This window comes from Neoaquamicrobium sediminum (assembly GCF_040970315.1).
GTDB lineage: Bacteria > Pseudomonadota > Alphaproteobacteria > Rhizobiales > Rhizobiaceae > Aerobium > Aerobium sediminum.
The window spans coordinates 237,373-263,252 of sequence record NZ_JAZHFV010000002.1 but is presented as its reverse complement, the minus strand read 5'-3'; the positions used below and the strand labels follow the sequence as shown (position 1 = coordinate 263,252).

Below are 25,880 nucleotides of genomic sequence, written 5' to 3'. Positions count from 1 at the left end.
CTCGCCAAAGGAAGACCCCGGCCATGGAAAGCCGGGGTCTCGATACCGATGATCTTACCTGTGGGCTATTTCTTGGCAAGCAGATCGCGAATCTCAGTCAGAAGCTGGACATCCACCGGCGGTGGCGCGGCCGGTGCCGCCTCCTTCTCCTTCTCCAGACGGCGACGCATGTTGTTCACCATCTTGACCATCAGGAAAATGATCCAGGCGAGGATGAGGAAGTTGATCACCACTGTGAGGAAGTTGCCGTAGGCAAAGACCGCACCCTGCTCCCTTGCCGCATCAAGAGTCGATGCGGTGACCTCCGAGGACAGAGGCAGGAAGTAGTTCGAGAAGTCGAACCCGCCGAAGATCGCCCCCACGACCGGCATGATGATGTCGTCCACCAGCGATGACACGATCAGACCAAACGCGCCGCCGATGATGACGCCGACGGCAAGGTCCATCACATTGCCCTTGGCAATAAACTCCTGAAATTCCTTGATCATCCGTCCCTCCTGGAGAATGGAATCGTTGTCGAATCGAGAGCCCGCTGAAGGCCGGCCACGTTGACCATAGCAAAAAGTGCGCTCGCGATAAGCGCGAATGCGCGATTGCCGCAACCGTCCGCGATGCCTACCCCGCCGTAAGATCAATGGACAGCCTTGCCGAGCTGTGATTGCCTCATCGAGAATACACGCCACCGCTGGATGGGAGGTTGGACGGCAGGTGCAGGGTTGGGTCATCGTCATCGTGGCAATCGCATACGTGACGCTGCTGTTCGCCATTGCGAGCGTCGGCGATCGGCGCGCTGCGACCCATGGTCCAGGCCGCGCCAGACCGTACATCTACGCCTTCAGCCTGGCGATCTACTGCACATCATGGACGTTTTTCGGCTCCGTCGGGCTGGCGAGCGAACGCGGTTTCGAGTTCCTGACCATCTATATCGGCCCGGTGCTGGTCTTCCTGTTCGGCTATCCGTTCCTGACGCGGATCATCCGACTCGCGAAGTCCGAGAAGATCACGTCGATCGCCGATTTCCTCGGCGCACGCTACGGCAAGAGTTTCACCGTTGCCGGCATCGCGACCGTCATAGCCATGTTCGGCACCGTGCCTTATATCGCGCTTCAATTGAAGGCCATCTCAGGCTCGGTCAGCCTGATGGTCGAGCACTATAACGGCGCGCCGCCGGCGGTCGATCTTTTCATCGGGGACATATCGCTGGCGGTGGCGCTGCTGCTTGCCATGTTCGCCATCCTGTTTGGCACGCGGCATGCGGATGCCACCGAGCATCAGGACGGTCTGATCCTGGCCGTGGCTGTGGAATCGCTGGTCAAGCTCGCAGCCTTTCTTGCCATCGGCATCGCCATCACCTTCATCCTGCTCGGCAGTCCCGCCGAGCTGATCGCGACGGTCACCGCAAATGCCCAGGTGCAGAGCGCATTCGGCTACAGCACCTCGCTGCCCACCTGGATCGTCATGACTGTCCTCTCTGGCCTGGCGATCATCATGCTGCCGCGTCAGTTCTACGTAACCGTGGTGGAGAACCGCTCCGAGGAGGAACTGCGTAAGGCGAGCTGGATGTTTCCGCTCTATCTCGTCGCCATCAACCTGTTCGTCATTCCGATTGCATTTGCCGGGCTGGCGATCATGCCGTCCGATGCCAATTCCGACCTCTACGTCGTCTCGCTGCCGCTCCACTACGGCCAGAACGCGCTCGCGCTGTTTGCATTTATCGGTGGCCTGTCGGCAGCTACAGCGATGGTGATCGTGGCAAGCGTCGCGCTGTCAATCATGATCTCCAACGACCTCGTGATCCCGCTCGTCATGCGACGCCTGCTCAAGTCGCGACAGCCGGACCGCGAAGACTGGTCGCAGGTCATCCTGAACGTCCGCCGCGCGGCCATCTTCGTCATCCTGTTCGCTGCGTTCCTGTATTATCGCGAAACGACGACGAACACGCGGCTTGCCTCGATCGGCCTGATCTCTTTCGCGGCGATCGCCCAGTTCGCGCCGGCCTTCATCGGCGGCCTGATCTGGCGCGGCGCAAACGGGCGCGGCGCGGTGATGGGCATGTCGACCGGCATTGCCGTGTGGGCTTACACGCTGCTGTTTCCCTCGCTCGCACCGCCGGATACCGAGATCCTTCGCACCGGTCTATTCGGCATGGAAGCCCTACGGCCGCAGGCACTCTTCGGAACGGTCGGCGAGCCGCTCAATCACGGGGTGATCTGGAGCCTGTCGGTCAACACGCTTTTCTTCGTGCTCGGCTCGCTCTCGCGCGCGGCCAGACCGCTGGAGCGCATCCAGGGCGCATTGTTCGTGCCGCGCGATGCTGGGCCGATGCCGAACCTGCGCCGCTTCCGCACCGCCGTCACCGTCAACGACCTCAAGGACACGATCTCCCGCTACCTCGGTGTCGAGCGCACCGAGCGTTCGTTCCAGAATTTCGAGGCGAAGGAAGGCCGCGCAATCAACGGCAACGAGCTTGCCAGCATGGCGGTGATCCGGTTCTCCGAGCAGCTTCTCACCAGCGCGGTTGGCTCGTCGTCGGCGCGGCTTATCCTGTCGCTGCTGTTCCAGCGCAATGACAGCAATTCGCGCGGCACGCTGCGGCTGCTCGACGACGCGACAGAAGCGCTGCAGCAGAACCGCGACCTGCTCCAGACCGCGCTCGACCAGATGGAGGAAGGCGTCACCGTTTTCGACCGCGATTTCGGCCTGACCTGCTGGAACCGGCAGTTCCGCGCCCTGTTCGACCTGCCCGACGAAATGGGTCGAGTTGGTGTCTCGCTGCATCAGGTGCTGCGCTATCTGGCCGATCGCGGCGACATCCCCGCGGGCTCCGAATACCAGACGCTGAACCGGATGACGTGGTTCGGGGAGGTATGGTCGATCGAACTCAAGCGTTCGGGCCGCATCATCGAGCTGCGCACCAACCCGATGCCGGACGGCGGCATCGTGGCGACCTATACCGACATCACGGCCCGCGTGCAGGCCGACCTTGCGCTCAAGCGCGTCAATGAAACGCTGGAGCAGCGCGTCGCCAACCGGACGGCAGAACTGACGCGGGTGAACGAGGAACTCGCGCTGGCTCAGATGCTGGCCGAGGAAGCCAATCTCGGCAAGACGCGCTTTCTGGCTGCCGCCGGCCACGACATCCTGCAGCCGCTCAACGCCGCGCGGCTTTACTGCGCGGCGCTGTTGGAGTCGGTGGGCGATGGCAAGGTGGGCGACGCCGTCGGAAACATCGAATCCTCACTGGAGTCGGTCGAGTCCATTCTCGGCGCGGTGCTCGACATTTCGCGGCTCGATACCGGTGCCATGAAACCGGTGGACAGCGTATTCAAGCTCGACGGCCTGCTCCGCCAAGTGGAAACCGACTTCCAGCCGCTGGCCGCCGCCAAGGGGCTGCAGCTCACCATCGTTCCGTCGACGCTTGCCGTTCATACCGATCGCAACCTTTTCCGCCGGCTCGTGCAGAACCTCGTCTCCAATGCGATCAAATACACACGCAAAGGGCATGTTTTGGTGGGCGTGCGCAGACGTGGCGAGCTGGTTGAGCTTCAGGTGTGGGATACCGGCATCGGCATCGACGACGACAAGCTCAACACCGTGTTTCGCGAGTTCACAAGGCTCGAGGATGGCGCGCGGGAAGCGCAGGGGCTCGGCCTGGGTCTGTCGATCGTCGACCGCATCGCGCGCGTGCTGCGCCTCGAAATCCAGCTACAGTCGCGCAAGGGTGCGGGCACGCGTTTCTCCGTCATCCTGCCCAAGGTCGATGCCCCTCACATCGAACTGGTCAGCGAAGTGCGCGCGTCGGTGCGCCACAACATCATACTCGATGGGGTTAGCGTGCTGTGCATCGACAACGAGGCTGCGATCCTCAGCGGCATGCGACTGCTGCTCGAGGGGTGGGGCTGTCGCGTCGAGACCGCATCCGGGTCATCGGATATATACGTTTCCGACGCCACGCCTGGACCGGACATCATTCTGGCCGACTATCATCTAGACCGCGGTGAAAACGGGCTCGACGTGATCTCCAAGCTGCGCGATGCCTATGGGGTCGAGATGCCGGCCGTTCTCGTCACCGCCGATCGCTCCCATGAAGTGCGCGAGGCCGCTGCACGAATAAACGTCACCGTCATCAACAAGCCGGTGAAACCCGCAAGCCTCCGGACAGTGCTGACACGCTGCCGCAAGATGCTTTCCGCGGCGGAGTGAGCAGGCTTCAGCTTGCTCCTGCCAACGGATCTGTGGCGATGCGGGACAGGCGGATGACTGCCTGGGTGCGGCTGTCGACACCCAGCTTCAGAAGAATTGCAGAGACATGCGCCTTGATCGTCGCCTCCGAGACGCTGAGCTCGTAGGCGATCTGCTTGTTGAGCAGCCCTTCCGCGAGCATGCCCAGAACACGCGTCTGTTGGGGCGTCAAAGTCTGAAGACGTGCGATCAGATCGGAGATTTCAGGGTCTCCCTCCTCGCCGAGATCGATGCCTTCCGGCGTCGCGACGCCGCCCTCGATGACGGTCTGCACCGCGCGGCGGATTTCATCCATGCTCGCCGATTTCGAGATGAAACCCGACGCGCCCAATTCCAGCGCACGGCGGATGGTGATGGGATCGTCATGGGCCGAGACGATGACGATCGGCACGGTCGAGTCGATGCCACGCAGGGCAACCAGTCCGGAAAGGCCGCTAGCTCCGGGCATTGTCAGGTCCAGCAGGACGAGGTCCGCGTCGTCATTGCCCGCAATCAACGACTTCACGCCGTCGAAGTCGCCCGCTTCAAGCACGCGACTGTCCTCACCCACTCCGGCAAGAGCCTGCTTGAGCGCACCGCGAAACAGCGGATGATCGTCCGCAACGACGAATGTAAAGCCCGTTGGCAAACTGTCCTCCCCCGAATCGCCGCCCCGAGTGTACCCTCGGGTGCCGACGCCGCGACGTCGATTATGCGCTCCCACCCGCTCAATGCAAGCACGTGCCCCTCGAGTCTTCCCGGATGCATACGGCGGCAACTATTTCAGCGACCGCTCATTCTCCCCTGAATGTGACTTGCGGCTGATTGCTGGTCGCGTTCATTATTAGACTTTGGTCTATGATGGAGACCGCCATGGAAACCATCCGCCAGATCGCATTCGTCTGCGTGGGGCGCGCAGTCGGTTTTGGCACGCTCGCGATTGCCTGCATCATGCTCTCGTTTGCCTTCAGTCCACCGACTGCCTTCCGGGCAGGCGCGTTGCTCGCGCTGATCATGGCGGGGATCCTCATTCTCAAGGCGCACTACGCCGGCCGGCAACAGCCGAAGCACACCGAAGTCTGGCTCTATCTGGAAGACGGCCTACGCCCTCACGACGCGGAAGCAAGGCGCCGCTTCGCCGGAGTGCTCCGCGAAACCTATGGCCGCTTTGCCGCAGGGGCGCTCGCGGCAGCATGCTGCATGTTTTTCGTCTCAGTCGTGCTTGTCGCAACCGGCCTGGACACTGAAAGCATTGGACTTGTCGTCGCGCGATAAGGCTCAGGTGCGGTCGGCAGGGGGCTCGGGCTGGATCGTCTTCTCCTCCCGGTCGAACTCCTCAACAATGCCCATGAAGCGGCGGAAGAAGCGCTCCATGTAGCCGAGCGTCTGCTCGAATTCCTCTTCGCTGGGCAGTTCCTCGGACCGGCCGCCGGCCTTCAGCGTCGCCAGCCGGTCTTCCAGCGCCTCGACCCGCGCCTCAAGATCATCGATCTGGCTTTCGAACGCGGTGCGCTCCTCGACCGCCATCTTGCAGACCAGTTGCCCGCTGCGTTCCTGGCACAGTGTCGTCCGGCCTGTCTTCGTGTCGAGGCGTACGTAGCCATCGTCGGTGCGCTCGAGCCGATAGCGCTCAACCTCCTGAGCCGGGGATGGGGAAACGGACAGCACCGTGAGGGCGGCGGCCGCCAGCATCGTTCCGTGTCGCATGTCTGCCTCCTTCGAGTAGGCATTCAGTTGAAGCGTGTTTTTGCGCCGGAATTGCGTCGGAAGGCAGATTCCGCCGCGCAATCGCCACAGGCATATCCGATTGCTGCGTCAGGTCGATGACCTCTCCACATATGGCTCGATGATGCCTCAAAACCCTGCGAACCCCAAGGACCGCCTCATGAAGCTCGTGTTTTCCTGCGCGACGACCCTGCTCGCACTGATTGCCGCCGCGCCTGCCGAGGCGCGCAACATCTGCACGATCGTTGCGGACGCGGCGAGTGGTGCGGTGCTTCACGAAGAAGGTGATTGCCGGACGCGGGTGACACCCGCATCGACGTTCAAGGTAGCGCTGGCGCTCATGGGCTACGACGCGGGCTTTCTCAACGACAGTCACGACCCGGTTCTGCCGTTCAAGGACGGATATCCCGCATGGGGCGGCGAAAACTGGACACAACCGACCGACCCCACCCGCTGGATGAAATATTCCGTCGTCTGGTATTCGCAACAGATCGCCAAAAGCCTCGGCGCCGAGCGGATGACCGACTACGGGGTCAAACTGGGTTACGGCAACGCCGATTTCACCGGCGACCCGGGCCGCAACAATGGGCTCGAACGATCCTGGATAGGGTCGTCGCTGAAGATCTCGCCGCGCGAGCAGATCGTCTTTCTCCACAATTTTCTCAACCGCAAGCTGCCGGTGAGCGAGGCCGCGATCGAGCGTACGATCGAGGTCGTTGAAAGTACCTCGACCGAAGGCGGCTGGACCGTTTCCGGAAAGACTGGCTCGGCCTATCCGCGCAATGCGGACGGTTCGCTCAACCGCGCGCGCGGCTGGGGCTGGTTTGTCGGCTGGGCTACACGTGACGATACAGCCGTCGTTTTCGCCAGGCTCGACCAGGACGAACAGCGCCAGAAGCGGTCGGGCGGGCTAAGGGCACGCGAAGCGTTTTTGGAGGCCTGGCCGGAGCTTGCGGAAAAGTCGGTTCGATAGTTGTCGAGAAGACGCCGCGCTGCTTTTCTTCGCGCGGCTTTACGCCTATAGCGCGGGCATGACCAAGCTCATCTACAAGATCGTCCCCGAGCCCTTGTGGCGCGAGGCTCAGACCGCTGGCGTGTTCCTCGGTGCGCCGGTCGATCTCGCCGACGGGTACATCCACTTCTCAACTGCAGAGCAGGCGCGCGAAACCGCGGCGAAGCACTTTGTCGGGCAGGACAATCTTCTTCTGGTGGCGGTCGACGAGGACAAGCTTGGATCGGCGCTGAAATACGAGGTCTCGCGCGGCGGGGCACTGTTCCCTCACCTTTTCGCGCCGCTCGAACTCGGCGCGGTGGTGTGGGTCAAGCCGCTGCCGCTCGGCGCGGACGGCGTTCACGTCTTTCCGGATCTGCCGGCATGATCGGCGGCGTCGAACGGATCGGGCAGAAGCTTCTTTTCGCGTTCGATCCCGAGACGGCTCACGGATTTTCGATAGCGGCCTTGAAGGCGGGTAGCGGGTTTTGCCGGCCGCCCGCGCGCGACACGCGACTGGAAGTCAAGGCGGGAGGACTGACCTTCCCGAATCCGCTCGGCATGGCTGCCGGCTACGACAAGAACGCAGAAGTGCCCGACGCGCTCATCGGGCTCGGTTTCGGCTTTGCAGAAGTCGGAACCGTGACGCCGCTGCCGCAGACCGGCAATCCCAAGCCGCGTATCTTCCGGCTCACGCAGGACCATGCGGTCATCAACCGGCTGGGCTTCAACAACGACGGTCACGAGCGATGCCTGGCGCGGCTTCAGGCCCGGACAGGCAGACGCGGCATCGTCGGGGTCAATATCGGCGCCAACAAGGACAGCAGCGACCGCGTCGCCGACTACCGGCTGGGCGTGGAGCGCTTTGCGAGCCTTGCGTCCTATCTGACGGTCAACATCTCCTCGCCGAACACTCCAGGGCTTCGCGCTCTACAAGCGCGCGAAGCCCTGGCCGAACTGCTCGAGGCGGTGACGGAGGCGCGCGCCGTTTCGGACGCGGCAAGCAACAAGCACACGCCGCTCTTCCTCAAGATTGCGCCCGATCTCAACGAAACCGAGCTCGACGACGTCGCGGCGCAGGTGCTCGCAAAAAAAGTCGACGGCGTGATCGTCTCCAACACCACGCTGTCGCGACATGGACTGGCGAGCAGCCATGCCATCGAAGCTGGCGGCCTCTCGGGACGGCCGCTGTTCGCGCGCTCGACGGCCGTGCTGGCGCGCATGCGGCGCAGGCTGGGGCCGGAAGTGGTGATTGTCGGCGTCGGCGGCGTCACGTCCGCGGAGACGGCCGCGGAGAAGATCCGCGCCGGCGCCGATCTCGTGCAGCTTTACACCGGGATGATCTATGATGGCCCGGCCTTGCCGGCGCGCATCGTGCGGGGTCTTTCGGCCATCGTGCAGCGCGAGGGCGTCGCTTCTATCGGCGCGTTGCGTGACACCGCGCTGGCCAAATGGGAAGCCGCGCCGATCTAGTCGCGGAAGGTCGCTCGCGCCCTCACCGGCATGATGGCGAGCAGGCTGATGCCACGCCCGATCAGGAACAGGTGCAGCGACATCCAGAGGCCGGCATTGCCGAACTGCGCGGGAAGCGTCATCATCGCGGCGATGAACAGCGCGAACGACAGCAGCATCATATTGCGGAGGTCGCGCGACCAGGTGGAGCCCATGAAGACACCATCCATCTGAAAGGCCAGAACGCCCGTCACCGCCGTGAGTGCTGCCCATGGCAGATAGTCGCCTGCCATTGCGCGGACCTGCGGCGCCGTCGTCATCAGTGCCACCAGGGCATCGCCCGTCAGTAGAAAAAGCACCGAAACCAGGCCGGACACGGCAAAGCCCCAGAAGGCCGTAAGCTGAACCGCCCGGATGAACGCCGGGCGATAGCGCGCACCCACTGCACGGCCGGCAAGCTGTTCGGCTGCGGTCGCGAAACCATCGAGAAAATAGCCGGAGAGCAGGAAGAAGTTCATCAGCACGGCGTTTGCAGCCAGCGTCAGCGTGCCAAGCTGTGCTCCCTGGCGCGCGAACAGCGCGAAGGCTCCGAGCAGCACGAAGGAGCGGATCATGATGTCGCGGTTGAGAGCGAACATTGTCTTCAGAGCTGCGACGTTCCTCAGCGCGCCTGGTGCCAGCGGCGGCAGACGCCGGAAGCGCAGAATGAGCAACGTTAGACCAATACAGGCCGCAACGGCTTCGGCCGCGACGGTAGCCCACGCCACGCCCGCGACACCCCAGCCCATCCACAGGCCGAGCGCGACCGACAAGGTCATGTTGACGAGGTTGAGCAGAAGCTGGAGCCCGAGGCCGAAACCGGACTCGCCACGGCCGAGCACATATCCCAGGATCGCATAGTTGGAGAGCGCGAAGGGCGCGGACAGTAACCGGATGGCAACGTAGGACGCCATCGCCTCCGTCACCGCCGGCTCGGCCGCCATGAAGCGCGCGCCGGCCCAAACCACCAAAGGCGCGGCCACAGCGAGCACAAAGCCCGCGCCAACGGCAACGATGAGTGCCCGCCAGAAGACGGCCTGTTCCTCGGCAGGCTCTTCACGGCCAAAGGCTTGCGCGACAAGTCCGGTGGTGCCGGTACGCAGGAAATTGAAGGTCGCGAAGACGAGATCGAAGACGATCGCGCCTGCGGCAAGGCCGCCGAGCAGGGCCGCATCACCCAGCCGCCCTATGACCGCCGTGTCGACGATGCCCAGCAGCGGGGTCGTCAGATAGGCCAGCATCATCGGGAGCGCGATCGAGAGCACAAGCCTGTTGTCGACCTCGAAAGATCGCCGGACCGGCGCCGCGCTTTCACTTGCTGTCATGCTGGTCGAGCTCTGTGAACCCTGCGCCGTCTGTCATGCCGCATCGGCGTCACACCTGCCATATCCAGCCAGCGGCAAGTGCATCTGCCAGTGCATCAGCGGCGATAGCTCAGGAGGCGCAGGATGAGGAACCCGGGAATGACCACGGCGGCGCCCAGCAGGAAATAACCCCAGAACCTGTAGACCGCATCGAAGCCGAGGTTCCAGATGCCGACGAAGAAATCCTCGATCCGATAGATCACGTCCCAGGCAGACCACCCGAACGTCGCCATCACGATGCCCACCAGAAACGACACCACAATCAGCTTGATGACGACGCGCAGCGGCGAGTCACCCAGAAAACGGTTGATGGCCGACATGCCTTATCTCCTCGGGACGATGGGCGGCAGATACGCGCCGCAAACGGCAACTTCAAGGCCGCATGCCAACCAATGCATGCAACCAACAGACGGCGCTGCGCGTTATAGGTCACCAAAGCGAAATGGGTAGGGGCAAACGCTATATCGGCAAAGAAGCCACCGGATGATGTGGCCATTTTAAGCTCCTACCGATCTTCAACCTCATCTTCCTTACCTATGGAGCGCACATGAAGCAGAACTACCTCTATCTCCTTGTCGGCGCGCTGATTGTCGTGGTCATCGCATTAGGGGCCTACGTCCTTCGTGAGGAGAGCAAGCCGAGTGGCGTCGAGTTGCGCATCGACGAATCCGGGGTGTCCGTAGAGCAGAACTAATATCAGGAACTGACGCGTCACGCCGGCGGCATAACGTCGGCATCAACAGGAGAACCTCCCATGGCAGATTCAGACAAGATTGACGTCGACGGCATCCGCAAGGATCTCGAGAAGCAGATCGCCGACCTTCGGAGTGAGGTCGGCAAGCTGAGCGCATCGCTCGCCGAGCGCGGCGAGGCGCTTTACGAAGACGCAAAAGATGAAGCGAGCGAGCTCTATGCAAGCGCCGCCACGCAGGCGCGTGGCGCGGCGCGACAGGTGAAAACCCAGGCGCATGCCGTGTCCGAGGCGATCCGCGAAAACCCGGGCACCGCAGCGACCGTGTTGTCGTCGGCTGGACTTCTTGGTTTCCTGATCGGTCTTGTCGTCGGACAGGCCCTTTCCGACAACAACAACCACAGCAGACCCTGGTACTGAGGCAGACTCAGCTAAAAACGAAAGTGCCACGGCCTTCGGGGCAGATCGCTCCGAAGGCCTTTTTTCTTGCCTTGCAGCCTCGTTCTACACCGCCATGTTTGGGCTTTGGTCGCAACTCACCTAGCATTGGTCGCGAATCGGCACCTTAATTTCCGCCGCCGGTTCCATGCTCCCCCGCGGAGGAAGATGGTCTGCGGCGCCTGCCGCGAGGGACCGAAATCATTGCAGAGGAGGGATTATGCAATGAGCGACACAGCTCCCATCGTGCCTGAAGATCACGGCCTTGAGCCCGGTCAGGACAACGTCCAGTTCATGGGCCTCGATATCCACAATCCGGTGTTCGCCATCTCTGGCGTGCTCACCGTGGCATTCGTGATCGCATCGCTGATCTTTCGCGAAGCCGCCGCCGAGGCACTTGGCGGTCTGCGGGTCTGGCTGACCACCACCTTCGACTGGGTGTTCATGATCTCGGCGAACGTCTTCGTGCTCTTCTGCCTCGTGCTCATCGTCACGCCGCTCGGCAATGTGCGTATCGGCGGCAAGGATGCGACGGCCGACTATTCCTACTGGGGCTGGTTCGCCATGCTTTTTGCGGCCGGCATGGGAATCGGCCTGATGTTCTTCGGCGTGCTGGAGCCGATGTACCACTTCAACAACCCGCCGCTCGGCCTTGCGCCACCCGTCGTCGATGGCGCTCTTGTGCCCGAGGCCGTTGACGAAGCGCGCCGCATGGGCATGGCTGCCACAATCTTCCACTGGGGTCTGCACCCCTGGGCCATCTACGCGGTCGTAGCGCTTTCGCTGGCGCTGGCGTCCTATAATCTCGGCCTGCCGCTATCGGTACGGTCGGCCTTCTATCCGATCTTCGGTGAAAGTGTTCGCGGCTGGACAGGGCATATCATCGACGTGCTTGCTGTCTTCGCAACGCTGTTCGGTCTTGCAACGTCGCTCGGCTTCGGCGCTTCGCAGGCGCTGGCGGGCCTCAACGACCTCTACGGCGTGCCCAACACCGACAATATGAAGGTGCTTCTGATCGTCGGCATCACCGCCGTCGCGCTCGGCTCGGTGCTTGCCGGGCTTGACGCCGGCGTCAAGCGACTGTCGGAAATCAACCTGTTTCTCGCCCTGCTTCTGATGGTATTCGTGCTCGTTCTGGGCCCGACGCTAACCATCGTCACCGGCTTCTTCGCCAACAGCGCCGACTATGTCATGAACCTGCCGGTGCTGGCCAACTGGATCGGCCGCGAAGATGACGCATTCATTCATGGCTGGACGACGTTCTACTGGGCGTGGTGGATTTCGTGGTCGCCCTTCGTCGGCATGTTCATCGCCCGCGTCTCGCGCGGCCGCACGGTGCGTGAATTCGTGACCTGCGTGCTCATCATCCCGACCATCGCATCCATCGTCTGGATGACGACTTTCGGTGGGACGGCGATCACGCAGTTCCTCGCCGACGGTTATGCCGGCGTGCAGGACACGGTTGTGGCCTACGTGCCCGAACTGTCGCTGTTCCGCATGCTGGAGCCGCTGCCGCTGTTCAGCATCACGGCGCCTCTCGGCATCATTGTAGTGATCCTGTTCTTCGTCACGTCGTCCGATTCCGGCTCGCTGGTCATCGATACCATCACCGCGGGCGGCAAGGTCGATGCGCCGGTGGCCCAGCGCATCTTCTGGTGCACTTTCGAAGGACTGATCGCCATCGCGCTGTTGCTGGGCGGCGGGCTGGCCGCGCTGCAAGCCGGCGCCATCGCGACCGGCTTCCCCTTCGCGATCCTCCTGCTGCTCATGACCTACGCGCTGTTCAAGGCACTGCGAAGCGAACGTCAGCAGCAGCAATAGACGTCTCGACATGAAAAACGAAAACCGCCGCCTCGGCCGAGGCGGCGGTTTTTAGATTCTGGAGCGGGTGAAGGGAATCGAACCCTCGTCGTAAGCTTGGGAAGCGGCCCCTTTTCACGCAATATCAGGATCATTGCTGTAAAACCGCGCGCGAAACGCGGGGAAATCAGTCAATGATATCAACGACCCTGTAAAACACCAGGAAGGCCGACTGAACGCAATCGGGACGTCGCAGCGATCGACGTTCTAGCGTCGCGTAGAGCAGGATCCTCGGCAGTGCGCCCATTCTGACATTTACCCCTCGTCGTCGAAAAAACCAGGAGGGGGAACCGCCGCCTGGATGACGCCGTACACCTTGATAACGGTTGTTCTCTGGTCAGCAAGATCGCCGTTTGCATCATAGCGGTACTCAAACCGAACCCGGACACGCAGCGCATCACCGGGCTTGATTGGATGTTTCCCTTGGTGAAATTCGTGCAGCCACTCCGGAACGTCCATTGTCGCGGACAGGGTCGATTTGCCATGTCGAAATTGCCATTGCGTTTTCGCCAGGAAATCAGGCTTCCTGATAATGAGCACCATGTCGGCATCGTTCGAGAGTTCCTGATCCACAGGAGCTTCGGGTAGGTGCTCGGAGGGTAGCCACAGCTTTCGAAGGTCAACCCTATACTCAGTCTTATCGAGCGTGATCAGCAGCTTCTCTCCCTCGCGGAACTGCGATTTCGTTCGTTGGAGAGCGTCTAGAGGTTGTGCGATGCGCGTCGGATTGAGTGGCGGATAATCGGGCAAATGCCGGACGTCTGTTTCAACAGCGAGCTGGCGGATGCGCTCAGTGAGATCCTCGATTTGGGCGGGTTGTTCCGCCTCAATGTCCTGATCGAGCCATTCAAGGGCTAGATACTTAGCCTTGACCAGGTATTTGCCGACTTGCTTCCTCCAGTCGAGATCTTTGAGTGCCTGGTCATCGGTTGCCCTAAGGAGGTTGCGAAGGAATATCTTGAGGCTAGACTTCTCAACATCCTCCAAGATCAGCGCCGTCGAAATTCTCGAGTCGACAGTCGTGATAAGCACACGATCTAAATCTTCAAAGGCTCTGATAATGTTTGAGGCGATATCGAAAACACGCGCGGCCGAACCACTATCCGCATTGAAATCGATTTTAATCTCAATGTCGCTGTCTGGCGGCATGACATACTCCCCCACAGTCACGCGAATCCCGTCGACCATATTCTTTCCATAAAAGTAAAAGATGTGGAAATTGCGTTGTCGGCGGCGCCCTACAGGCGCGGAAAAGCTCGCGGTGCCGACAAGCTAGGCGCGGCGGCTTTCTGATGAGCCGGAGTTTCCGGCGATCGCGGCGGTGCGGGTGAAAGGCAACGAGGCATTCCGGCACTTATTGAAAGTGCAGCACTTTTTCAGGTGCTGACTTCAACCAGTGCCCCGACCAGTGGCGCACCGGGTGGCACAATTCGCGCCCTATATAGCCAGTTTAAAGGCAAACGCTAGCCTGTCCAAAAATTTTCGGCCCAGTCGACGCAGCGTCACCGTTGACGGCACGTCCTTCATAGGAATAACGTCCTCGCTGTTGCGGCAGAAACGAGGACGTATGAATGATCAGCCGCACGACCTTCTCTTTGACGCCGTCCCTCACAAGCTGTTCTTCGCCATCACCTTCCGGGACATCGGCGAGGATTGGCAGCTCGGCATCTACTGCATGCTCTGCCGGCGCAGCGCGCCGATCTCAATGAGCCGCGAACGGTTCGAAGAATTGTCGTGGACCGGCCAGCTTCGCCACATGACCAGACGCTTCCGCTGCTCGGCCTGCGGCAACACGACCGGCAACCGCGTTACCGTTGTCGGTCGGCGACGCTGCTGGCGGGTGTTCCCGAGCGGCAGGATCCTGCGCAACACCTTCCCGCTGAGCGCCGAGCCGCATACCGTCATCGCAACGCGCATCAGCCTGGGCGGCAGAATGAGCATGATATGGGGCAGAAGCCCGTGCCAAACGCAAAACACCCCGCCGCCTTTCGGCCGCGGGGTGTGTTAATTTTTGGGATCAGATTTGAGGGCTAAGGCGGCGGCGCAAGCGCACGGCGCTGCTGCTCGAGGCGGTCCAGCCTTTCCCGCATGTCGATCAGCACATCACGGGCTCCATAGACGCTGTTCTGCGCCTGCTTCACTTCGTCGATCTGCCGTTGATGATCGGAGAACCGCTGGTCATAGCTCGACCATACCCGATCCAGTTCGGCGCGCGGAACTTGCTCGCCGCGAATGGTGGCAATGGAGCTTTCCATGCGAAGGCGATCCTCCTGGCTGCGGGCCTGTCGCCACTCCATCTCCTGCCGCGTGATCATCCGCTCTTCGATGCGGCCCATTGATGCCTTGAGATCGCCCGTCGCTTCTCGAATCGGCCAATAGGCCATGCCGCCAATGACGACGGCGAAGGTCAGGGCCACGCCGATCGCCTGCCATTGCGGCTTCGCGCGCTCGGCAAGCGTTGCGGAGAGCTGGGAGATCGATGTTTCGATCTGGCGGAAACCGGATCGCATCTCGCTTTCGATATCTGTGACGCGTCGCCCGAGATTTGTGACGCGCTCGCCCATCTGGGCAGTAATGGCATCCTGATAGTGACGCGCTGCGTCGTTGCCGTTCGCCATGTCGTCTTGCTCCAAGGCCCCTGCCCCTATGTCCCGATGCTATGAGGTCGCCGCGCCGACCGAAGCCGGCGCTGGGCGGTTCAGTTCGCGTTCTTTGGCGCGATGTAGGTGACGAGCGCCGGCAGGAGCGTCACAACGGCATAGGCCGCGAGGTAGCCCCACCAGGGCGTGTCGTCGGGCATAAATGGCAGGGCGACGGTGCCAGCCGCAGCGCCGCCGACGCCTGCTGCGATGGCCTTTGAGATCTTGTCCATGTCAGTTCCTTTCGTGTGAGGATGGATGTTCTGGCGCTACCCGCTGACGAACTCGCCGCGCAGCACCACGCCGTTGAGCGTCGGGGCCGCCTTGTAGAGCGTCATGATGCCGGCCGGCGTCTGCGGGTCGAGCGCGGCGCAGATCGCGCGGGCGATTGCGGAGGCAGTGGCGAGACGCGGATCGTCAGTGGCGATGATGTCTGCCACGGTCTCTGCGGTCGGCAGGAACCGGCAGGCAGCCTTGGCGCCCGACTGGACGTCTGTGATGATGATCTGCTCGCCAGTGGTCGGGTCGGTGGTTGTACAGGCGGCGAGCGAAAGCATCGCCGCTGCTGCGATGAACAGCATGCGCATGGTGATTGCCTTTCATGGGAATGCCCGGAGCCGCCGGGCGCGGGTTCAGGCGAGCGTGCCGAGCGGATCCTTGCGCACGTCGAAGGACGGGCAGGCCTTGGCCGCATACTCGTTGTGGCCTGAGATGCGCTTCACGCCCCGGTGCAGCGCAACGAGATGCATCACGAGCCACAGCAGCGACGAACGCTGATCGGCCGTGCGGGTATCCTTGGCGGTCTTCCCATCGGCTGAGACGCCGCCGATGTAGCAGATGCCGATCGTGCCGGTGTTGTGGCCCGAAACATGGGCGCCGACCTGGCCAACCGGCCGCCCCTCCATCACGCGGCCGTCGCGATAGACGACATAGTGATAGCCGATGTCCGACCAGCCGCGCTGTTTGTGCCATGCGCGGATGTCGGCAACGGTGAAGTCCTTGCCTTCCGGCGTAGCTGCGCAGTGGATGATGATCTCGTCGATCGGGCGCGCGGTGTGATCGAGGTGCAGGCCGTCCGCATTCGAAGGCCGCTTGCCCACCGCAATGCGCCGCTCCGGTGCCGGCACGCCATCCTGCATTGCCGACTTGTCGGGCTCCGGCCGTCCGGGCTTTGCCGGTGTCGTCGCCTGTTTCAGCGCGGTCAGCGTCTGACGACCGACGAGGCCGTCCACGACGAGCTCGTATTTCTGCTGGAAGGCCCGCACCGCGCGATCCGTGGCGGGGCCGAAATCACCGTCCACCGAAAGACGCGGCGAAGCGCCGGCGGAATTGAGCATAGTCTGAAGGTCCCGCACGGCAGCGCCGCGCGAGCCCCGCTTGAGCAGCGTGGTCATGGCAAATCCTGTGTGGTTGGAACGAAATGAGAGCTTGGGGGTTGAGTGCGCGCAGGACCGCCCACGTCCTGTTCGACAACCCCTCTAGAACCTTACTCTTCGGCCGGCCCTGTGCCGGCCTTTTTGTCGGACGAACCTTCGTGTTCTGATGCGCTTGGGCACCTGGTTGTCTGCCAAGAACTGATGGCGTATTCAGTCCATCTGGCGATGGAGGAGACGCATGGATTTCGACCCGAGGGCCTACTGGGAACAGCGCAGCGCTGAACGACGCCAGACCGGTGTCGTCGTGTCAGAAAGCTATGCCGTAATCAGCGGACCGCCGCCCTATTCCACACCAAACTTCCGCGACCGTGCGCACCAGCGCGAATGGATCATGCAGCAGGTCGCCCGTTTCGGATGGCGTTCTGTCCTCGACGCGGGATGTGGCGTTGGGCTGTGGTTCTACCTCTGGAACGAGCTCGGCATGGAGGCTGCCGGCGTTGACCAGGCTCCGTCCGCAATCGAATGGGCTAAAGAGACGAGCGCTGATATCGGCGCGCCTTTTTCGGCGTCGGTAGCGCGATTGGATAGACTACCGTTCGAAGACCGGTCTTTCGATGTAGCAGTGACGAGCAAAGTGCTGTTGCACACCGTCCCAGAGGAGATCGAACCGGCCCTCGCGGAACTAGGGCGGGTGGCGCGACATCTGCTACTCTTGGAGATGCGGAAGCACGACAAGCCGCTGAACCAGCATGTATTCCCACATGACTATCTGGGATTGGCTGATCGGCTGGGTTTTGAAGTGCTCGTCAGCGAGATGTTCCCCGGAGACCACCACTATCTCGTCTTGAGGTCTCCCGAGTGTTAGGTGTCAGCCAACATCCGCCAACTACTTCCAGAAGCCAATAGCGAGCACGGACGCGCCGTAGGTGTCGCCGGAAGTGAATGGAGTCGCCGAATTGACCATCCGAATATTGGTGGAAACCAACTCCTGCCCAGAGGTCGGGAATGTTTCAGTAAAACTGGTTCCCTTCTCTGCGGCCGTCATTCCCGTCTGCAATGTGGCTTTCGCACCGCCCGTCCAGAGCACAGCCGGCTGAGCGTTATACGCCTTTGGAAAGGTCCAAAGCGCGTTCAGCAACCCACCTTGCGAATATGCAAGCTGGACTATGTGCCAGCACACCTGAATACCGCTCTCAAGCCGAACGAAGCTTCCATTTGCCGTAGTCCCGTGCTCGACGACCGAACCGGCCGCGACCATGGCTGACGTCAGAAAATTGTCGCCCGGCAGCGCACCATCGAAGTCGGGCGGGAGCGTCACATTTTTCTTGCCCATGCCGATCAGGGCGAGGTTGAGCAAATTGTAGAGCTTGTTTTCCCCCGTGCCCGGAACGCCCGGCGTCCCGCCCTCATTTACCAATGCAAACAAATCAGCCATATTGAAACCTTCCGCTTCCGCATAGGCCGCGAAGTATCGCTCGACGCCCATATAATATAGTGAATTTCCATCGAAGTGGACTTCATCTTCTGATGTGAGTCCTGCGGAGCTGGAGTAGTAGATTTGTGCGTTCTCTGCTGCCAGCGCCTTGAGCGCATTGTTATTGAAGTCGATCCGTGATGAATTGTCTTCAAGTAGCCCACCAACGATCACGATGGTATTGGAGTCGATCACGTCGGCGGCGGTCAGGTTCGCTAGCAGGTCGAGAAACGCCGATCGATATGTTGCTGACGCCGCAAAAACATCACTCTCGCCCTGATGCCACATGAAGACGTCGGCAGGCGGTTGGCCGGTCGCCGCATAGACATCAATGCACTCTTGAAGAAGAGGATAGGTAGCCTCGCCGGGAGCCCAATTGGAGATTGGTGCCCCGCTCCTGGCTACGAGCGTTACATCCACGTCATCATCACGGACAATGGCCAGGCGATGGGCGAACCAGACAGCCGCGTTGTTCCTGTCCTCCAACTGGAAAGTGCCGGCAATTCGTGCGGCAGGTGCCGACACGAACGCGCTCCCATTCAAACCAAGCGGGTTGACGTTGTTCCACACCCGCACGCGGCTATCGATTGCGGACCAATCAGGGCCGGCGAAACCACGCCCGAGCGCGTTTGATTGGCCAGAAACGAAAACGCGAATAGTCATGCATCGGCCTGTGGCAGTGACATTAGATTGATCGTCGCGGCGATCTCGTTACCGTCGCTGATGCGTTCGATCAACTGCCGCGTCTGTGCAGCGGTGCGCGACAGGTCGGACTGATAGCGGACACGCGCGGCCTGCGCCGCCCCGGCTGCTGCCGCCGGACAGTTGTCGGTAAGCGTCCCGGTCGTAGTTGTCGCCACCGTGGCGATCGTCAACACCATCGCCTTGCCCGGCAGCAGGATCTGGTCACCGGGCCGAATGTCGGCCGCAACAAGAGACGTTCCGGCCCACGTGAAGGCCGTCGAGCCGCTGGTCAGCGTGACCGTACCGACGAGGTCGGGTTGAGTGGCCATCGGTCAGCCCTTCTTCTTGGTCTCGATCGCCACGAGCGCGGCAGTCAGCTCGTCGACCTTGGCGGCAAGTTCGCCGTTGCCGGCTTGTGTATCGTGAAGTTGCTGGGCCAGCGCGAGATTACGGTTCTCAAGGTGCTGGATGTAGGCCAGTTTCTCGCCCAGCGCGACGGCAGGATTGATCTGGATAGTTCTGGTGGCCGGCATGGCTTCGCCGGCCGCAGCGGGTGCGGTTGTCATGGGTGCCTCACTTCTTGGCGCATTGACCGATGATAGTGGCGTCAAAGCTGAACACGGAATCGCTGTTGGCTTTCTGCATCTGGATTTTGTAGGTGAACGTCCCTGCCCCTGCCGCGTCCATGCGCAATTCAGGTGCTAGTGTAATCGTGGCATTGTTTGCGATGGTTCCGCCGATTGTACGCAGCACGGTCGCGCCGCGCAGAACCCTGATGCTGAATCCTCGGTCCACGCCGCCTGTCGGGTTTGTTCGCGTCAGCGTCGCGGTGGTGTAGAGGAAAACGGCGTTACCTGATGGGCTGGCGATCGTAATGGCCGCGACGTCAACCCAAACGCCTGCGCCGACCCCGCCTCCTATGCTCCCGGTCTGGTGGTCGTCATCCGAATTGGTCACCGCGCCGGCCGCAATCGTGCCCTCGATTACGACGCCAGGGTCAAGCTGCAGCGACGAGGTGATCCGAACATTGTCGAAGAAGCCGACAGTGGCCGTCAACGCATCGACATCGATATTCGTCGCCGTCAGGTTCCGGATGCGGGCATTGTTGATGTACGTCGTGTCACCGTCAAACAGGGCCGCCACGACGCCGGCTGCCGTCATAACGGCCGTCTGCTGAGCCAAGATAACAAACCGCGTGGGCTGCGAAGTGATCGCCGGCACGTCAAGGAACCACGAAGCGGAACGGTAAGTACCCGCCCCACCGGTCCTTGCCTCCGCACCAATGCGCGCCGCGTAACCCGAAGGCCCCGCGCTCGTCGTCATCCGAAAGTTGGCGCTGGCCGAAACGTCGTTGTAGTTGCTCTGCAGCGCTATGACGGCGTTGGAAATGGCCGTGACGTCGCCCTCGACGTCGTCAACGCGAGCTTGAAGCAGCAACACCGCCGAGGAGTCGGCTTTGTTGTCGATCTCGGCATTGATGTCGATAAGCGCCTGGCTGATCGCAGACAGATCGTCGTCGTGGCCATCGACGCGGGTCGTCAGCGCCAGCAGAGCAGATGTAGACGCCTTCGTGGCGACTTCAGCCTGCACGCTGATCAGCGCCTGGCTGATGGTCGAAATGTCGTCTTCGTTCTCCTCGACGCGTACCGTGAGCGCGAGGAGAGCAGAGGCATCTGCCTTCTCGGCAACCTCCGCCTCGACATCGAGCAGTGCCTGCCCGACTGCGATCAGGCCGTTCTCGGTTTCGGTCACACGCGTGGTCAGCGCAAGCAGTGCAGCCGCGTCCGCTTTGTCCTCAAGCTCGACCTGAACCGACAGGAGCGCCTGCGCCAGCGCGGACCCCGGCCCGGTCGCTGCTTCGATCTCAAACAGCGCGTAGGCCTTGGCGTCGGCATGCGTCGAGCGCACTTCCTGCCGCAGTCTTTGCCGATCGAGATAGTTACCCGCCTCCTGATCGAGCAGGGACGCGACCAGCCGCCGCGCGTCGTCGATCAGCTCGCGAACGCCCGGCCCTATCCAGTCGATCGCGTCGTCGATGAACTCTTGCAGGTCAGGGATAAGCCCGTCTGGATAGATGTCGCCGGCGCCCAAACGAATGTTGAGCGTCGTGACGGGCATCCAGCCGGTCCAGAGCAGTTCACGGCCGCTATAAGGCAAGAAGCGCCCGCGCACCGTGTAAGGCTGCTCCGGCAGGCACCACTGCCCCGAAAGGCGGAACGTCTTCGTCTGACCGTCCGCAAGAACGTCGCCGTAAGGCGTCTCGCCGGAGAAGACCAACTCGCCCTCGCCATTGCGGACCTCGATCTGAATTGCCCGAACGTCGTCGTTGTCGCCAGGTGCGTAAAGATCAATCGCAGGCCGGCGCGGCGTGCCGCTTTCATCGTTGATCGACGAGGCGACAACGCTCCACCCCGCAACCGGTATTGGCGCCGGCCAACGTGGATTGATCGGCCCGACAGACCACGGCAGCTTGTCCGTGCCCGGCGTCCAGTTGTAGTCGGAGGGATCGACCTCCTGCGCAGCAACGCCCTGGTTGACGTTGGTCATCTCGTCCTTCGACGAGATCAGGAACAGCTTGTCGATGTAGCCATTGCGCGCCGAGGTCCACGAGATCGTGTCCAGCGGCTCCAGCATGAAGGCGACGGGCGGAAGCGTGCCGCGATGGAACCGCATGCGGCGACCGTCGCGCACCATCGACAGCATCAGGCGCTGAACCTGCGTCGGGCTCGACACAGCATTGAACTGGAAATCCGCCAGCAGGCGCCTGCCGTCGTCTTCCGCCTCGTAGTCGGGGAACAGACGCTGCGGTGCGTCCTTCATCTCCCATGCTGCTTCGGGGTCCGGATAGGTCGCCGTCGCCCCGTTGAAGGTCTGCTCCAGCCCCTTGAAAGGGTCCAGCTCCTGCGGATCGGTGACGATCCAGTCCTCGTCAGTCAGGAACATCACCGGCAGGCCCGGCGCGCCGACATGCGGCTTGTAGATGCCGCCATTCTCGGCGATCTGCCCGTTGCACGACTTGAAGAGCTCCTCCAGCACGTCGGCCGGCTCGTGCTCGGCAACCTTGATCTCGTAGCCGCCGCTGAACTGCGGCTCGTAGATAGGATCGACCTCGCCGACACCATCAGCGACAATAGTCGGCACGTCGCATTCGTTCATTGCCGCGAACCAAGCCGGCAGCGGCAGGCGCGAGGCAGACACACCCGGCCCGAACACCTTCTCGCCATTGGCGAAGATGCCGCGCTCGATGTTGTAGGCGATCACCAGCAGGTTGGCCGTCGCCTCGTAGGTCTCGGGCTGGCCCCAGCGGTGCGCCCCGTCGCCGCCGACGGTCGTGTCCTTGCGGGGGTCGTAGAGCGGCAGCGGCAGCGGCTCGTAGCGTCCGACCGGCATGGCGGTCAGCAGTTCCCGATTGAGCAGCGCCGTCAGCATCACGATCGTGGAGCCGGTGCCGATCATGTCGGCCGTCCACGGACGTTCCGGATCGGAGCCGAACTTGTCGAGCAGGAACGGATCGGCCTCGGTCTGGGTGCCGTCCAGCACCTTCACCCACATGTAGTCGCGGCCGTTGCGGCGGTATTCCTTGACCGGGTAGCCCTGCTCGACCGGCGTCGCCTCGAAGTCGATCTCGCACAGTTCGTTGTTGATGAAGATGCGAGACTTGATGCCGCCCTGCATCATGTCCGACACGGTAACGACCTGCGTCAGGTAAGCGTTTGGTGTCTTGCCGCTCCGGCCCCAGGTGCCGACATAGTCGAGCGAGCCGGCCGTGGCGTAGTCGCCGACGATGAAGGAGAACGAGTTGTTGCCACCGACGCGAAGCTGTCCGCTGATGCCCGGCTGCGGCTGGCGCTTGGCCATGGCGCGCTGGATCAGCGAAGCGCCAACCTTCAGCGCTATGCCGACGAGGAACTGGACGAGCGCGCTGGCCTTGATCGCGGCGATGAGACCACCGATCGCGGCCACCACAGGCCCGGCATGCGCGAGCGCAGTCCAGCCGAGCATGAACCAGACGGTCCACGCGGCAATGCGTAGAAGCTTCATGTTCGGCCTGTGGTGGATTCGACAGCGGTTTTGCGCCGTGGTTCTATCGGCGCATCAACGGCGGGAGGGATCGACGTGACGGCTATTTCTGACGAGGATGTGCGGCTGGCGGGGTTGGCTGCATTGGGAGGCAACTACGGAGCGTTCTGTCGCCTCGCACTAAAGACCATTGTTGAACACGGCGGCCCGAATGCGCTGGACGCTTTTGAGAAGCTGGCGCTGAGAATGTACACCGAACCCGCGTCGCCAGATTTTCCGCCATTTGTAGCCATCCACGACAAGGCACTGGCTATGATGAAGGACGACTTGCGCCAGGTGCGCGAGCATCCGGAAATGATCTAATTATCGCCGATTCCACTGGCGCATGACGACACGCCCGCGCTCATCGCGGATCTGGATTTCCCGCCCGCAATGGTCGCGTGTCGCTGGTGCAGCCTCGAGGTGGATAGTCATCTCCGGCTCGGGTTGCCCACTGCTCGAAGCGGCTTTGCGCGCTGCATCGAAATCGGGGCAAACCCAAACGCAAGTGACCATGTCCGGTGTGATGACCTCCGGCAGTGCGCTGGACCCTGTTGCCATGCTTAAAACCTCCCCTTCGACGGGACAGGGGCGCCGTCGATCTCGTGCCGCACGATGGCGCGAGCGTCACCGATCAAGTCGCGGACTCCATCCGCAATCCACTTTTGCTGCTCGTCGATGAACAGGTTTGCGGAACGGTACGCGCCATCGCCAGTCGCGCGAGTTTCAAAGCCTATTCCGGCGCGATAGCCGCCCGGCCCCGCTACCGTGTGCATGCGGAAGTTGGGCTCCGCCACAACATCTTGAACGGTAACGGCCGCGGCCGCACCAGCCACCGGCGCAAGGCCGAGCATCGCAAGAAATGATCTGCGCTTCATGGGATCACCTATGATGTTGGAGAATGGTTAGGGGCGCGGGTTCAGCGCTTCTCGGCCATTGCCTTTGCGACGAACGCCATCAAAGCTGCGCGCTTTTTGAGGTATTCAGCTTCGCAACGCGCCCTGATGCGCGCGCTGTCTCCCTCTTCTTCCTGGACGAACCAAGCGCTTGCGGCGTCTTCATACTCCGCGAAGAGAGCGTTGAAGCGGGAGACCTTGCCATCACTCATGATGCAACTCCTCTTTGAACGGCACTTGGAACGCCCTCTTCGCTTCCAGCAGCCCGACAGTGCCTATGCCCGCCGCACCGGGGCGCAGCACATAGATGCGCGGTCCCTGCACGATGCCGAGCGCGACGTGTCCGTCTTCCTCGATCGCCGCGATGTCGCCGACCTGCGCCTTTGACGGGTGGATTTCCTCGAACAGCGACGCGGCAAGCGCTGCATGATCCGCAAAGCCCTTGCGCTTGAGTAGTCGCAGACCGCCGCGCATTGTCTTGTATTTGCCGCGATAGGGAGCGCCGAAGTCCTCGCCAGTCATTGCCGCGACGGCGCCGGCGGCAAACAGCGCGCAGTCATGATCGCCCCATGCGAAAGGCTTGCGGGCCACGCCCTGCACATAGTGGAACAGTGCGTCGCGCCAGAAGCTGTAGCGCTTCATTGCAGGATGCCTCGCCGTGTGTCGCCGTTGGCCTGCGCGGGCGGTGCCTTCGTCTCCCCCCAGTGGACATTCTGCAGCCAGCCGCCGGCGACGTCTGCGTATTTGCGGATGCGATCCTCGACACCGCCAACGGTGCGCCGCCGCTGCATCTCGTCGGAGCGTTTCAGCGGGTTCGTGCGTGTCAGCTCGCGGCTGTCGGACACACAGGCGAGCTCGATGCCGCCCTCCCCGCCGGCAGCTGGCGTCGTGATCGGGGAGCCGTTGACCTTGCCCACGAAGATGGGCCGCGCCGGCGCCACCATCAGCTTCGTGTTCGTGTCCAGAAAGCCGATGTGATACTCCACCGGCGCGTGCTTCGGGTCGTAGCCCCGGATAGCGAGTTGCACCGCTGGGCTGATCTGCGACAGCTTGAACCGGATCGTTCGCACAACAAGCCCGGTTTCCAGCGGCACGGCAGGCCATTCAATCGCGCTGCCGCCGGCGTGATAGGTCCGTGTCACCGGAAGCCGCGTGTCTGGATCGAGCACCTGGACGTCGGTCGTGTCCCAGCCGTTCCACAGACCCATGGTTTCCAGCGCGCCGGTCTCGCGGTTCTTGGTCTTGATCCAGAGAAAACGGACAGGCGCAATCCCTTCTCGCGAGGAGATCGCGGCAATTGTATTGGCGTCGAGATCGTCTTTCATGGCCGCTGCACAGCCTGGAAGGAAATGACCGTGCGCCCCCCATCGCCTTGCACCGACAGCGATCCCGGCACGAGCACCATCCTGGCAGCAGCCTTGATCAGCGTGACGGCAAGACCGCCGGTCGCTCCCGGCTGGAAATGCGGGCGCACCTCGAAATTTGGCGTCACGCCGAGCCCGTTGGCTGTCACAGTCTCCTGCGCGCGGTGAAGTGCCCGCCGCGTCGGATTGCTGCCATAGTCGAAATGGAGCTGGTCGCTTTCGGTGATCACATAGCCGGCCGGCAGCCCACCCAGCGACATCGACTTGTTGTCGACGCCGATCGTGTTGATGGTCACCGCCGAAGCGCCAAGGATGACGCCGCCAGGGTCCGATGCCGGGACGCATTTCCACGGATCGTAGAGGTAGAACGCGTTGATCGACCCGTCGAGCGCTTCAAGCCGGGCTTGCAACGCGCGCGCGGCGGCAGGCCGCATCGGCTTCGTCTGGACGTCTGCAACCCACCGCGTCGGCGCCAGTTCGGCAGCCAGCACATCGCCGTTGCCTATGCCGGAAAGCTCCTGCTGCACGTCCAGCCGGAATGTCCGGCGCGGCACGCGCAGCAGATCGGCGATATAGCTGACGGGAGCGGGAAAGGTCAGTGCCATGA

At 62.2% G+C, this 25,880-nt stretch carries 30 protein-coding genes; 11 read left to right on the top strand and 19 right to left on the bottom strand.

Annotated elements, in window-relative coordinates:
* Positions 1 to 65 precede the first annotated feature (65 nt).
* Positions 66 to 488, bottom strand: coding sequence for a large conductance mechanosensitive channel protein MscL (gene mscL, locus V1479_RS06645; protein WP_173187099.1), 423 nt, complete (start codon positions 486 to 488; stop codon positions 66 to 68).
* Between the two features lie 220 nt (positions 489 to 708).
* Here mscL and V1479_RS06640 point away from each other — a divergent pair, with 220 nt between their 5' ends.
* Positions 709 to 4,203, top strand: coding sequence for a PAS domain-containing hybrid sensor histidine kinase/response regulator (locus V1479_RS06640; RefSeq protein ID WP_368802223.1), 3,495 nt, complete (start codon positions 709 to 711; stop codon positions 4,201 to 4,203).
* A gap of 7 nt (positions 4,204 to 4,210) precedes the next feature.
* Here V1479_RS06640 and V1479_RS06635 read toward each other — a convergent pair whose 3' ends face one another.
* A complete protein-coding gene (locus V1479_RS06635) occupies positions 4,211 to 4,870 on the bottom strand; it encodes a response regulator (protein ID WP_368802222.1) in 660 nt (219 codons plus the stop codon).
* Between the two features lie 224 nt (positions 4,871 to 5,094).
* Here V1479_RS06635 and V1479_RS06630 point away from each other — a divergent pair, with 224 nt between their 5' ends.
* A complete protein-coding gene (locus V1479_RS06630; RefSeq protein WP_368802221.1) occupies positions 5,095 to 5,496 on the top strand; it encodes a hypothetical protein in 402 nt (133 codons plus the stop codon).
* 3 nt (positions 5,497 to 5,499) lie between these two features.
* Here V1479_RS06630 and V1479_RS06625 read toward each other — a convergent pair whose 3' ends face one another.
* Positions 5,500 to 5,928, bottom strand: a complete 429-nt coding sequence (locus V1479_RS06625) for a hypothetical protein (protein ID WP_368802220.1) — start codon at positions 5,926 to 5,928, stop codon at positions 5,500 to 5,502.
* Positions 5,929 to 6,106: 178 nt separating this feature from the next.
* On the opposite strand from V1479_RS06625, the gene blaOXA reads away from it, so the two are divergent.
* Genes blaOXA through V1479_RS06610 form a run of 3 tightly spaced genes read left to right on the top strand, consistent with a single transcriptional unit; the run spans position 6,107 to position 8,410 of the window.
* Positions 6,107 to 6,919 carry a class D beta-lactamase gene (gene blaOXA, locus V1479_RS06620; protein WP_368802219.1) on the top strand — a complete coding sequence of 271 codons (813 nt, stop codon included), beginning with the start codon at positions 6,107 to 6,109 and terminating at the stop codon, positions 6,917 to 6,919.
* 58 nt (positions 6,920 to 6,977) lie between these two features.
* The gene (locus V1479_RS06615) at positions 6,978 to 7,325 is read left to right on the top strand and encodes a DUF952 domain-containing protein (protein ID WP_368802833.1); all 348 of its coding nucleotides are present in this window, start codon (positions 6,978 to 6,980) and stop codon (positions 7,323 to 7,325) included.
* A complete protein-coding gene (locus tag V1479_RS06610) occupies positions 7,325 to 8,410 on the top strand; it encodes a quinone-dependent dihydroorotate dehydrogenase (RefSeq protein ID WP_368802832.1) in 1,086 nt (361 codons plus the stop codon). The genes V1479_RS06615 and V1479_RS06610 overlap by 1 nt, the downstream gene beginning before the upstream one ends.
* Here the strand turns inward: V1479_RS06610 and V1479_RS06605 are convergent.
* Positions 8,407 to 9,753: an MATE family efflux transporter gene (locus tag V1479_RS06605; RefSeq protein WP_368802218.1), complete on the bottom strand. Its 1,347-nt coding sequence runs from the start codon at positions 9,751 to 9,753 to the stop codon at positions 8,407 to 8,409. The two genes, V1479_RS06610 and V1479_RS06605, sit on opposite strands and share 4 nt — an antisense overlap.
* Positions 9,754 to 9,848: 95 nt before the next feature.
* Positions 9,849 to 10,112: a DUF6460 domain-containing protein gene (locus V1479_RS06600; RefSeq protein WP_368802217.1), complete on the bottom strand. Its 264-nt coding sequence runs from the start codon at positions 10,110 to 10,112 to the stop codon at positions 9,849 to 9,851.
* Positions 10,113 to 10,339: 227 nt separating this feature from the next.
* On the opposite strand from V1479_RS06600, the gene V1479_RS06595 reads away from it, so the two are divergent.
* The 3 genes from V1479_RS06595 (at position 10,340) to V1479_RS06585 (ending at position 12,742) form a co-directional block, all read left to right on the top strand.
* Positions 10,340 to 10,486: a hypothetical protein gene (locus tag V1479_RS06595; RefSeq protein WP_173187109.1), complete on the top strand. Its 147-nt coding sequence runs from the start codon at positions 10,340 to 10,342 to the stop codon at positions 10,484 to 10,486.
* Between the two features lie 60 nt (positions 10,487 to 10,546).
* Complete coding sequence (locus V1479_RS06590; RefSeq protein WP_368802216.1) at positions 10,547 to 10,903, top strand: hypothetical protein; 357 nt, start codon at positions 10,547 to 10,549, stop codon at positions 10,901 to 10,903.
* A 243-nt stretch (positions 10,904 to 11,146) separates the two neighbouring features.
* Entirely contained in the window at positions 11,147 to 12,742 is a 1,596-nt protein-coding gene (locus tag V1479_RS06585) for a BCCT family transporter (RefSeq protein WP_368802215.1), read from the top strand.
* Between the two features lie 294 nt (positions 12,743 to 13,036).
* On the opposite strand, the gene V1479_RS06580 is transcribed toward V1479_RS06585, so the two are convergent.
* Positions 13,037 to 13,969 carry an LAPAL motif-containing putative phage structural protein gene (locus V1479_RS06580; RefSeq protein WP_368802214.1) on the bottom strand — a complete coding sequence of 311 codons (933 nt, stop codon included), beginning with the start codon at positions 13,967 to 13,969 and terminating at the stop codon, positions 13,037 to 13,039.
* 232 nt (positions 13,970 to 14,201) lie between these two features.
* On the opposite strand from V1479_RS06580, the gene V1479_RS06575 reads away from it, so the two are divergent.
* Positions 14,202 to 14,789 (top strand): hypothetical protein, encoded by a 588-nt coding sequence (locus tag V1479_RS06575; protein WP_368802213.1) that lies wholly within the window; start codon positions 14,202 to 14,204, stop codon positions 14,787 to 14,789.
* Positions 14,790 to 14,811: 22 nt separating this feature from the next.
* On the opposite strand, the gene V1479_RS06570 is transcribed toward V1479_RS06575, so the two are convergent.
* The 4 genes from V1479_RS06570 to V1479_RS06555 form a co-directional block, all read right to left on the bottom strand.
* A complete protein-coding gene (locus V1479_RS06570; RefSeq protein WP_368802212.1) occupies positions 14,812 to 15,399 on the bottom strand; it encodes a hypothetical protein in 588 nt (195 codons plus the stop codon).
* 80 nt (positions 15,400 to 15,479) lie between these two features.
* Positions 15,480 to 15,653, bottom strand: coding sequence for a hypothetical protein (locus V1479_RS06565; RefSeq protein WP_368802211.1), 174 nt, complete (start codon positions 15,651 to 15,653; stop codon positions 15,480 to 15,482).
* A 36-nt stretch (positions 15,654 to 15,689) separates the two neighbouring features.
* Positions 15,690 to 16,007, bottom strand: a complete 318-nt coding sequence (locus V1479_RS06560) for a hypothetical protein (RefSeq protein ID WP_368802210.1) — start codon at positions 16,005 to 16,007, stop codon at positions 15,690 to 15,692.
* A 45-nt stretch (positions 16,008 to 16,052) separates the two neighbouring features.
* Positions 16,053 to 16,814 carry a peptidoglycan-binding protein gene (locus V1479_RS06555; protein ID WP_368802209.1) on the bottom strand — a complete coding sequence of 254 codons (762 nt, stop codon included), beginning with the start codon at positions 16,812 to 16,814 and terminating at the stop codon, positions 16,053 to 16,055.
* A 220-nt stretch (positions 16,815 to 17,034) separates the two neighbouring features.
* Between V1479_RS06555 and V1479_RS06550 the strand changes: the two genes are divergently transcribed.
* Positions 17,035 to 17,661, top strand: coding sequence for a class I SAM-dependent methyltransferase (locus V1479_RS06550; RefSeq protein ID WP_368802208.1), 627 nt, complete (start codon positions 17,035 to 17,037; stop codon positions 17,659 to 17,661).
* A 21-nt stretch (positions 17,662 to 17,682) separates the two neighbouring features.
* Here the strand turns inward: V1479_RS06550 and V1479_RS06545 are convergent, their stop codons facing one another.
* The 4 genes from V1479_RS06545 to V1479_RS06530 are packed head-to-tail and all read right to left on the bottom strand — an operon-like array spanning position 17,683 to position 22,995.
* Positions 17,683 to 18,933 carry a sialate O-acetylesterase gene (locus V1479_RS06545; RefSeq protein WP_368802207.1) on the bottom strand — a complete coding sequence of 417 codons (1,251 nt, stop codon included), beginning with the start codon at positions 18,931 to 18,933 and terminating at the stop codon, positions 17,683 to 17,685.
* Positions 18,930 to 19,283, bottom strand: coding sequence for a hypothetical protein (locus V1479_RS06540; protein ID WP_368802206.1), 354 nt, complete (start codon positions 19,281 to 19,283; stop codon positions 18,930 to 18,932). The genes V1479_RS06545 and V1479_RS06540 overlap by 4 nt, the downstream gene beginning before the upstream one ends.
* Positions 19,284 to 19,286: 3 nt before the next feature.
* Entirely contained in the window at positions 19,287 to 19,520 is a 234-nt protein-coding gene (locus tag V1479_RS06535; RefSeq protein ID WP_368802205.1) for a hypothetical protein, read from the bottom strand.
* Positions 19,521 to 19,527: 7 nt separating this feature from the next.
* Positions 19,528 to 22,995 (bottom strand): hypothetical protein, encoded by a 3,468-nt coding sequence (locus V1479_RS06530; protein WP_368802204.1) that lies wholly within the window; start codon positions 22,993 to 22,995, stop codon positions 19,528 to 19,530.
* Between the two features lie 75 nt (positions 22,996 to 23,070).
* On the opposite strand from V1479_RS06530, the gene V1479_RS06525 reads away from it, so the two are divergent.
* Positions 23,071 to 23,337, top strand: a complete 267-nt coding sequence (locus V1479_RS06525) for a hypothetical protein (RefSeq protein ID WP_368802203.1) — start codon at positions 23,071 to 23,073, stop codon at positions 23,335 to 23,337.
* A 239-nt stretch (positions 23,338 to 23,576) separates the two neighbouring features.
* On the opposite strand, the gene V1479_RS06520 is transcribed toward V1479_RS06525, so the two are convergent.
* The 5 genes from V1479_RS06520 to V1479_RS06500 are packed head-to-tail and all read right to left on the bottom strand — an operon-like array spanning position 23,577 to position 25,878.
* A complete protein-coding gene (locus V1479_RS06520) occupies positions 23,577 to 23,891 on the bottom strand; it encodes a hypothetical protein (protein WP_368802202.1) in 315 nt (104 codons plus the stop codon).
* Between the two features lie 41 nt (positions 23,892 to 23,932).
* Positions 23,933 to 24,121: a hypothetical protein gene (locus V1479_RS06515; RefSeq protein ID WP_368802201.1), complete on the bottom strand. Its 189-nt coding sequence runs from the start codon at positions 24,119 to 24,121 to the stop codon at positions 23,933 to 23,935.
* The gene (locus tag V1479_RS06510) at positions 24,114 to 24,551 is read right to left on the bottom strand and encodes a DUF6950 family protein (protein WP_368802200.1); all 438 of its coding nucleotides are present in this window, start codon (positions 24,549 to 24,551) and stop codon (positions 24,114 to 24,116) included. The genes V1479_RS06515 and V1479_RS06510 overlap by 8 nt, the downstream gene beginning before the upstream one ends.
* Positions 24,548 to 25,234 carry a hypothetical protein gene (locus V1479_RS06505; RefSeq protein WP_368802199.1) on the bottom strand — a complete coding sequence of 229 codons (687 nt, stop codon included), beginning with the start codon at positions 25,232 to 25,234 and terminating at the stop codon, positions 24,548 to 24,550. Before V1479_RS06505 ends, V1479_RS06510 begins: the two co-directional genes overlap by 4 nt.
* Complete coding sequence (locus tag V1479_RS06500; RefSeq protein WP_368802198.1) at positions 25,231 to 25,878, bottom strand: hypothetical protein; 648 nt, start codon at positions 25,876 to 25,878, stop codon at positions 25,231 to 25,233. Before V1479_RS06500 ends, V1479_RS06505 begins: the two co-directional genes overlap by 4 nt.
* Positions 25,879 to 25,880: the final 2 nt, after the last annotated feature.

Bases quoted from the DNA above. Each gene is read 5' to 3' on its own strand.
- V1479_RS06585 (WP_368802215.1), top strand. From the start codon at position 11,147: ATGAGCGACACAGCTCCCATCGTGCCTGAAGATCACGGCCTTGAGCCC.
- V1479_RS06600 (WP_368802217.1), bottom strand. From the start codon at position 10,112: ATGTCGGCCATCAACCGTTTTCTGGGTGACTCGCCGCTGCGCGTCGTC.
- V1479_RS06535 (WP_368802205.1), bottom strand. From the start codon at position 19,520: ATGACAACCGCACCCGCTGCGGCCGGCGAAGCCATGCCGGCCACCAGA.
- V1479_RS06565 (WP_368802211.1), bottom strand. From the start codon at position 15,653: ATGGACAAGATCTCAAAGGCCATCGCAGCAGGCGTCGGCGGCGCTGCG.
- V1479_RS06520 (WP_368802202.1), bottom strand. From the start codon at position 23,891: ATGAAGCGCAGATCATTTCTTGCGATGCTCGGCCTTGCGCCGGTGGCT.
- V1479_RS06545 (WP_368802207.1), bottom strand. From the start codon at position 18,933: ATGACTATTCGCGTTTTCGTTTCTGGCCAATCAAACGCGCTCGGGCGT.
- V1479_RS06570 (WP_368802212.1), bottom strand. From the start codon at position 15,399: ATGGCGAACGGCAACGACGCAGCGCGTCACTATCAGGATGCCATTACT.
- V1479_RS06630 (WP_368802221.1), top strand. From the start codon at position 5,095: ATGGAAACCATCCGCCAGATCGCATTCGTCTGCGTGGGGCGCGCAGTC.
- V1479_RS06595 (WP_173187109.1), top strand. From the start codon at position 10,340: ATGAAGCAGAACTACCTCTATCTCCTTGTCGGCGCGCTGATTGTCGTG.
- mscL (WP_173187099.1), bottom strand. From the start codon at position 488: ATGATCAAGGAATTTCAGGAGTTTATTGCCAAGGGCAATGTGATGGAC.
- V1479_RS06540 (WP_368802206.1), bottom strand. From the start codon at position 19,283: ATGGCCACTCAACCCGACCTCGTCGGTACGGTCACGCTGACCAGCGGC.
- V1479_RS06530 (WP_368802204.1), bottom strand. From the start codon at position 22,995: ATGAAGCTTCTACGCATTGCCGCGTGGACCGTCTGGTTCATGCTCGGC.
- V1479_RS06625 (WP_368802220.1), bottom strand. From the start codon at position 5,928: ATGCGACACGGAACGATGCTGGCGGCCGCCGCCCTCACGGTGCTGTCC.
- V1479_RS06560 (WP_368802210.1), bottom strand. From the start codon at position 16,007: ATGCGCATGCTGTTCATCGCAGCAGCGGCGATGCTTTCGCTCGCCGCC.
- V1479_RS06500 (WP_368802198.1), bottom strand. From the start codon at position 25,878: ATGGCACTGACCTTTCCCGCTCCCGTCAGCTATATCGCCGATCTGCTG.
- V1479_RS06555 (WP_368802209.1), bottom strand. From the start codon at position 16,814: ATGACCACGCTGCTCAAGCGGGGCTCGCGCGGCGCTGCCGTGCGGGAC.
- V1479_RS06515 (WP_368802201.1), bottom strand. From the start codon at position 24,121: ATGAGTGATGGCAAGGTCTCCCGCTTCAACGCTCTCTTCGCGGAGTAT.
- blaOXA (WP_368802219.1), top strand. From the start codon at position 6,107: ATGAAGCTCGTGTTTTCCTGCGCGACGACCCTGCTCGCACTGATTGCC.
- V1479_RS06605 (WP_368802218.1), bottom strand. From the start codon at position 9,753: ATGACAGCAAGTGAAAGCGCGGCGCCGGTCCGGCGATCTTTCGAGGTC.
- V1479_RS06505 (WP_368802199.1), bottom strand. From the start codon at position 25,234: ATGAAAGACGATCTCGACGCCAATACAATTGCCGCGATCTCCTCGCGA.
- V1479_RS06580 (WP_368802214.1), bottom strand. From the start codon at position 13,969: ATGGTCGACGGGATTCGCGTGACTGTGGGGGAGTATGTCATGCCGCCA.
- V1479_RS06550 (WP_368802208.1), top strand. From the start codon at position 17,035: ATGGATTTCGACCCGAGGGCCTACTGGGAACAGCGCAGCGCTGAACGA.
- V1479_RS06590 (WP_368802216.1), top strand. From the start codon at position 10,547: ATGGCAGATTCAGACAAGATTGACGTCGACGGCATCCGCAAGGATCTC.
- V1479_RS06510 (WP_368802200.1), bottom strand. From the start codon at position 24,551: ATGAAGCGCTACAGCTTCTGGCGCGACGCACTGTTCCACTATGTGCAG.
- V1479_RS06615 (WP_368802833.1), top strand. From the start codon at position 6,978: ATGACCAAGCTCATCTACAAGATCGTCCCCGAGCCCTTGTGGCGCGAG.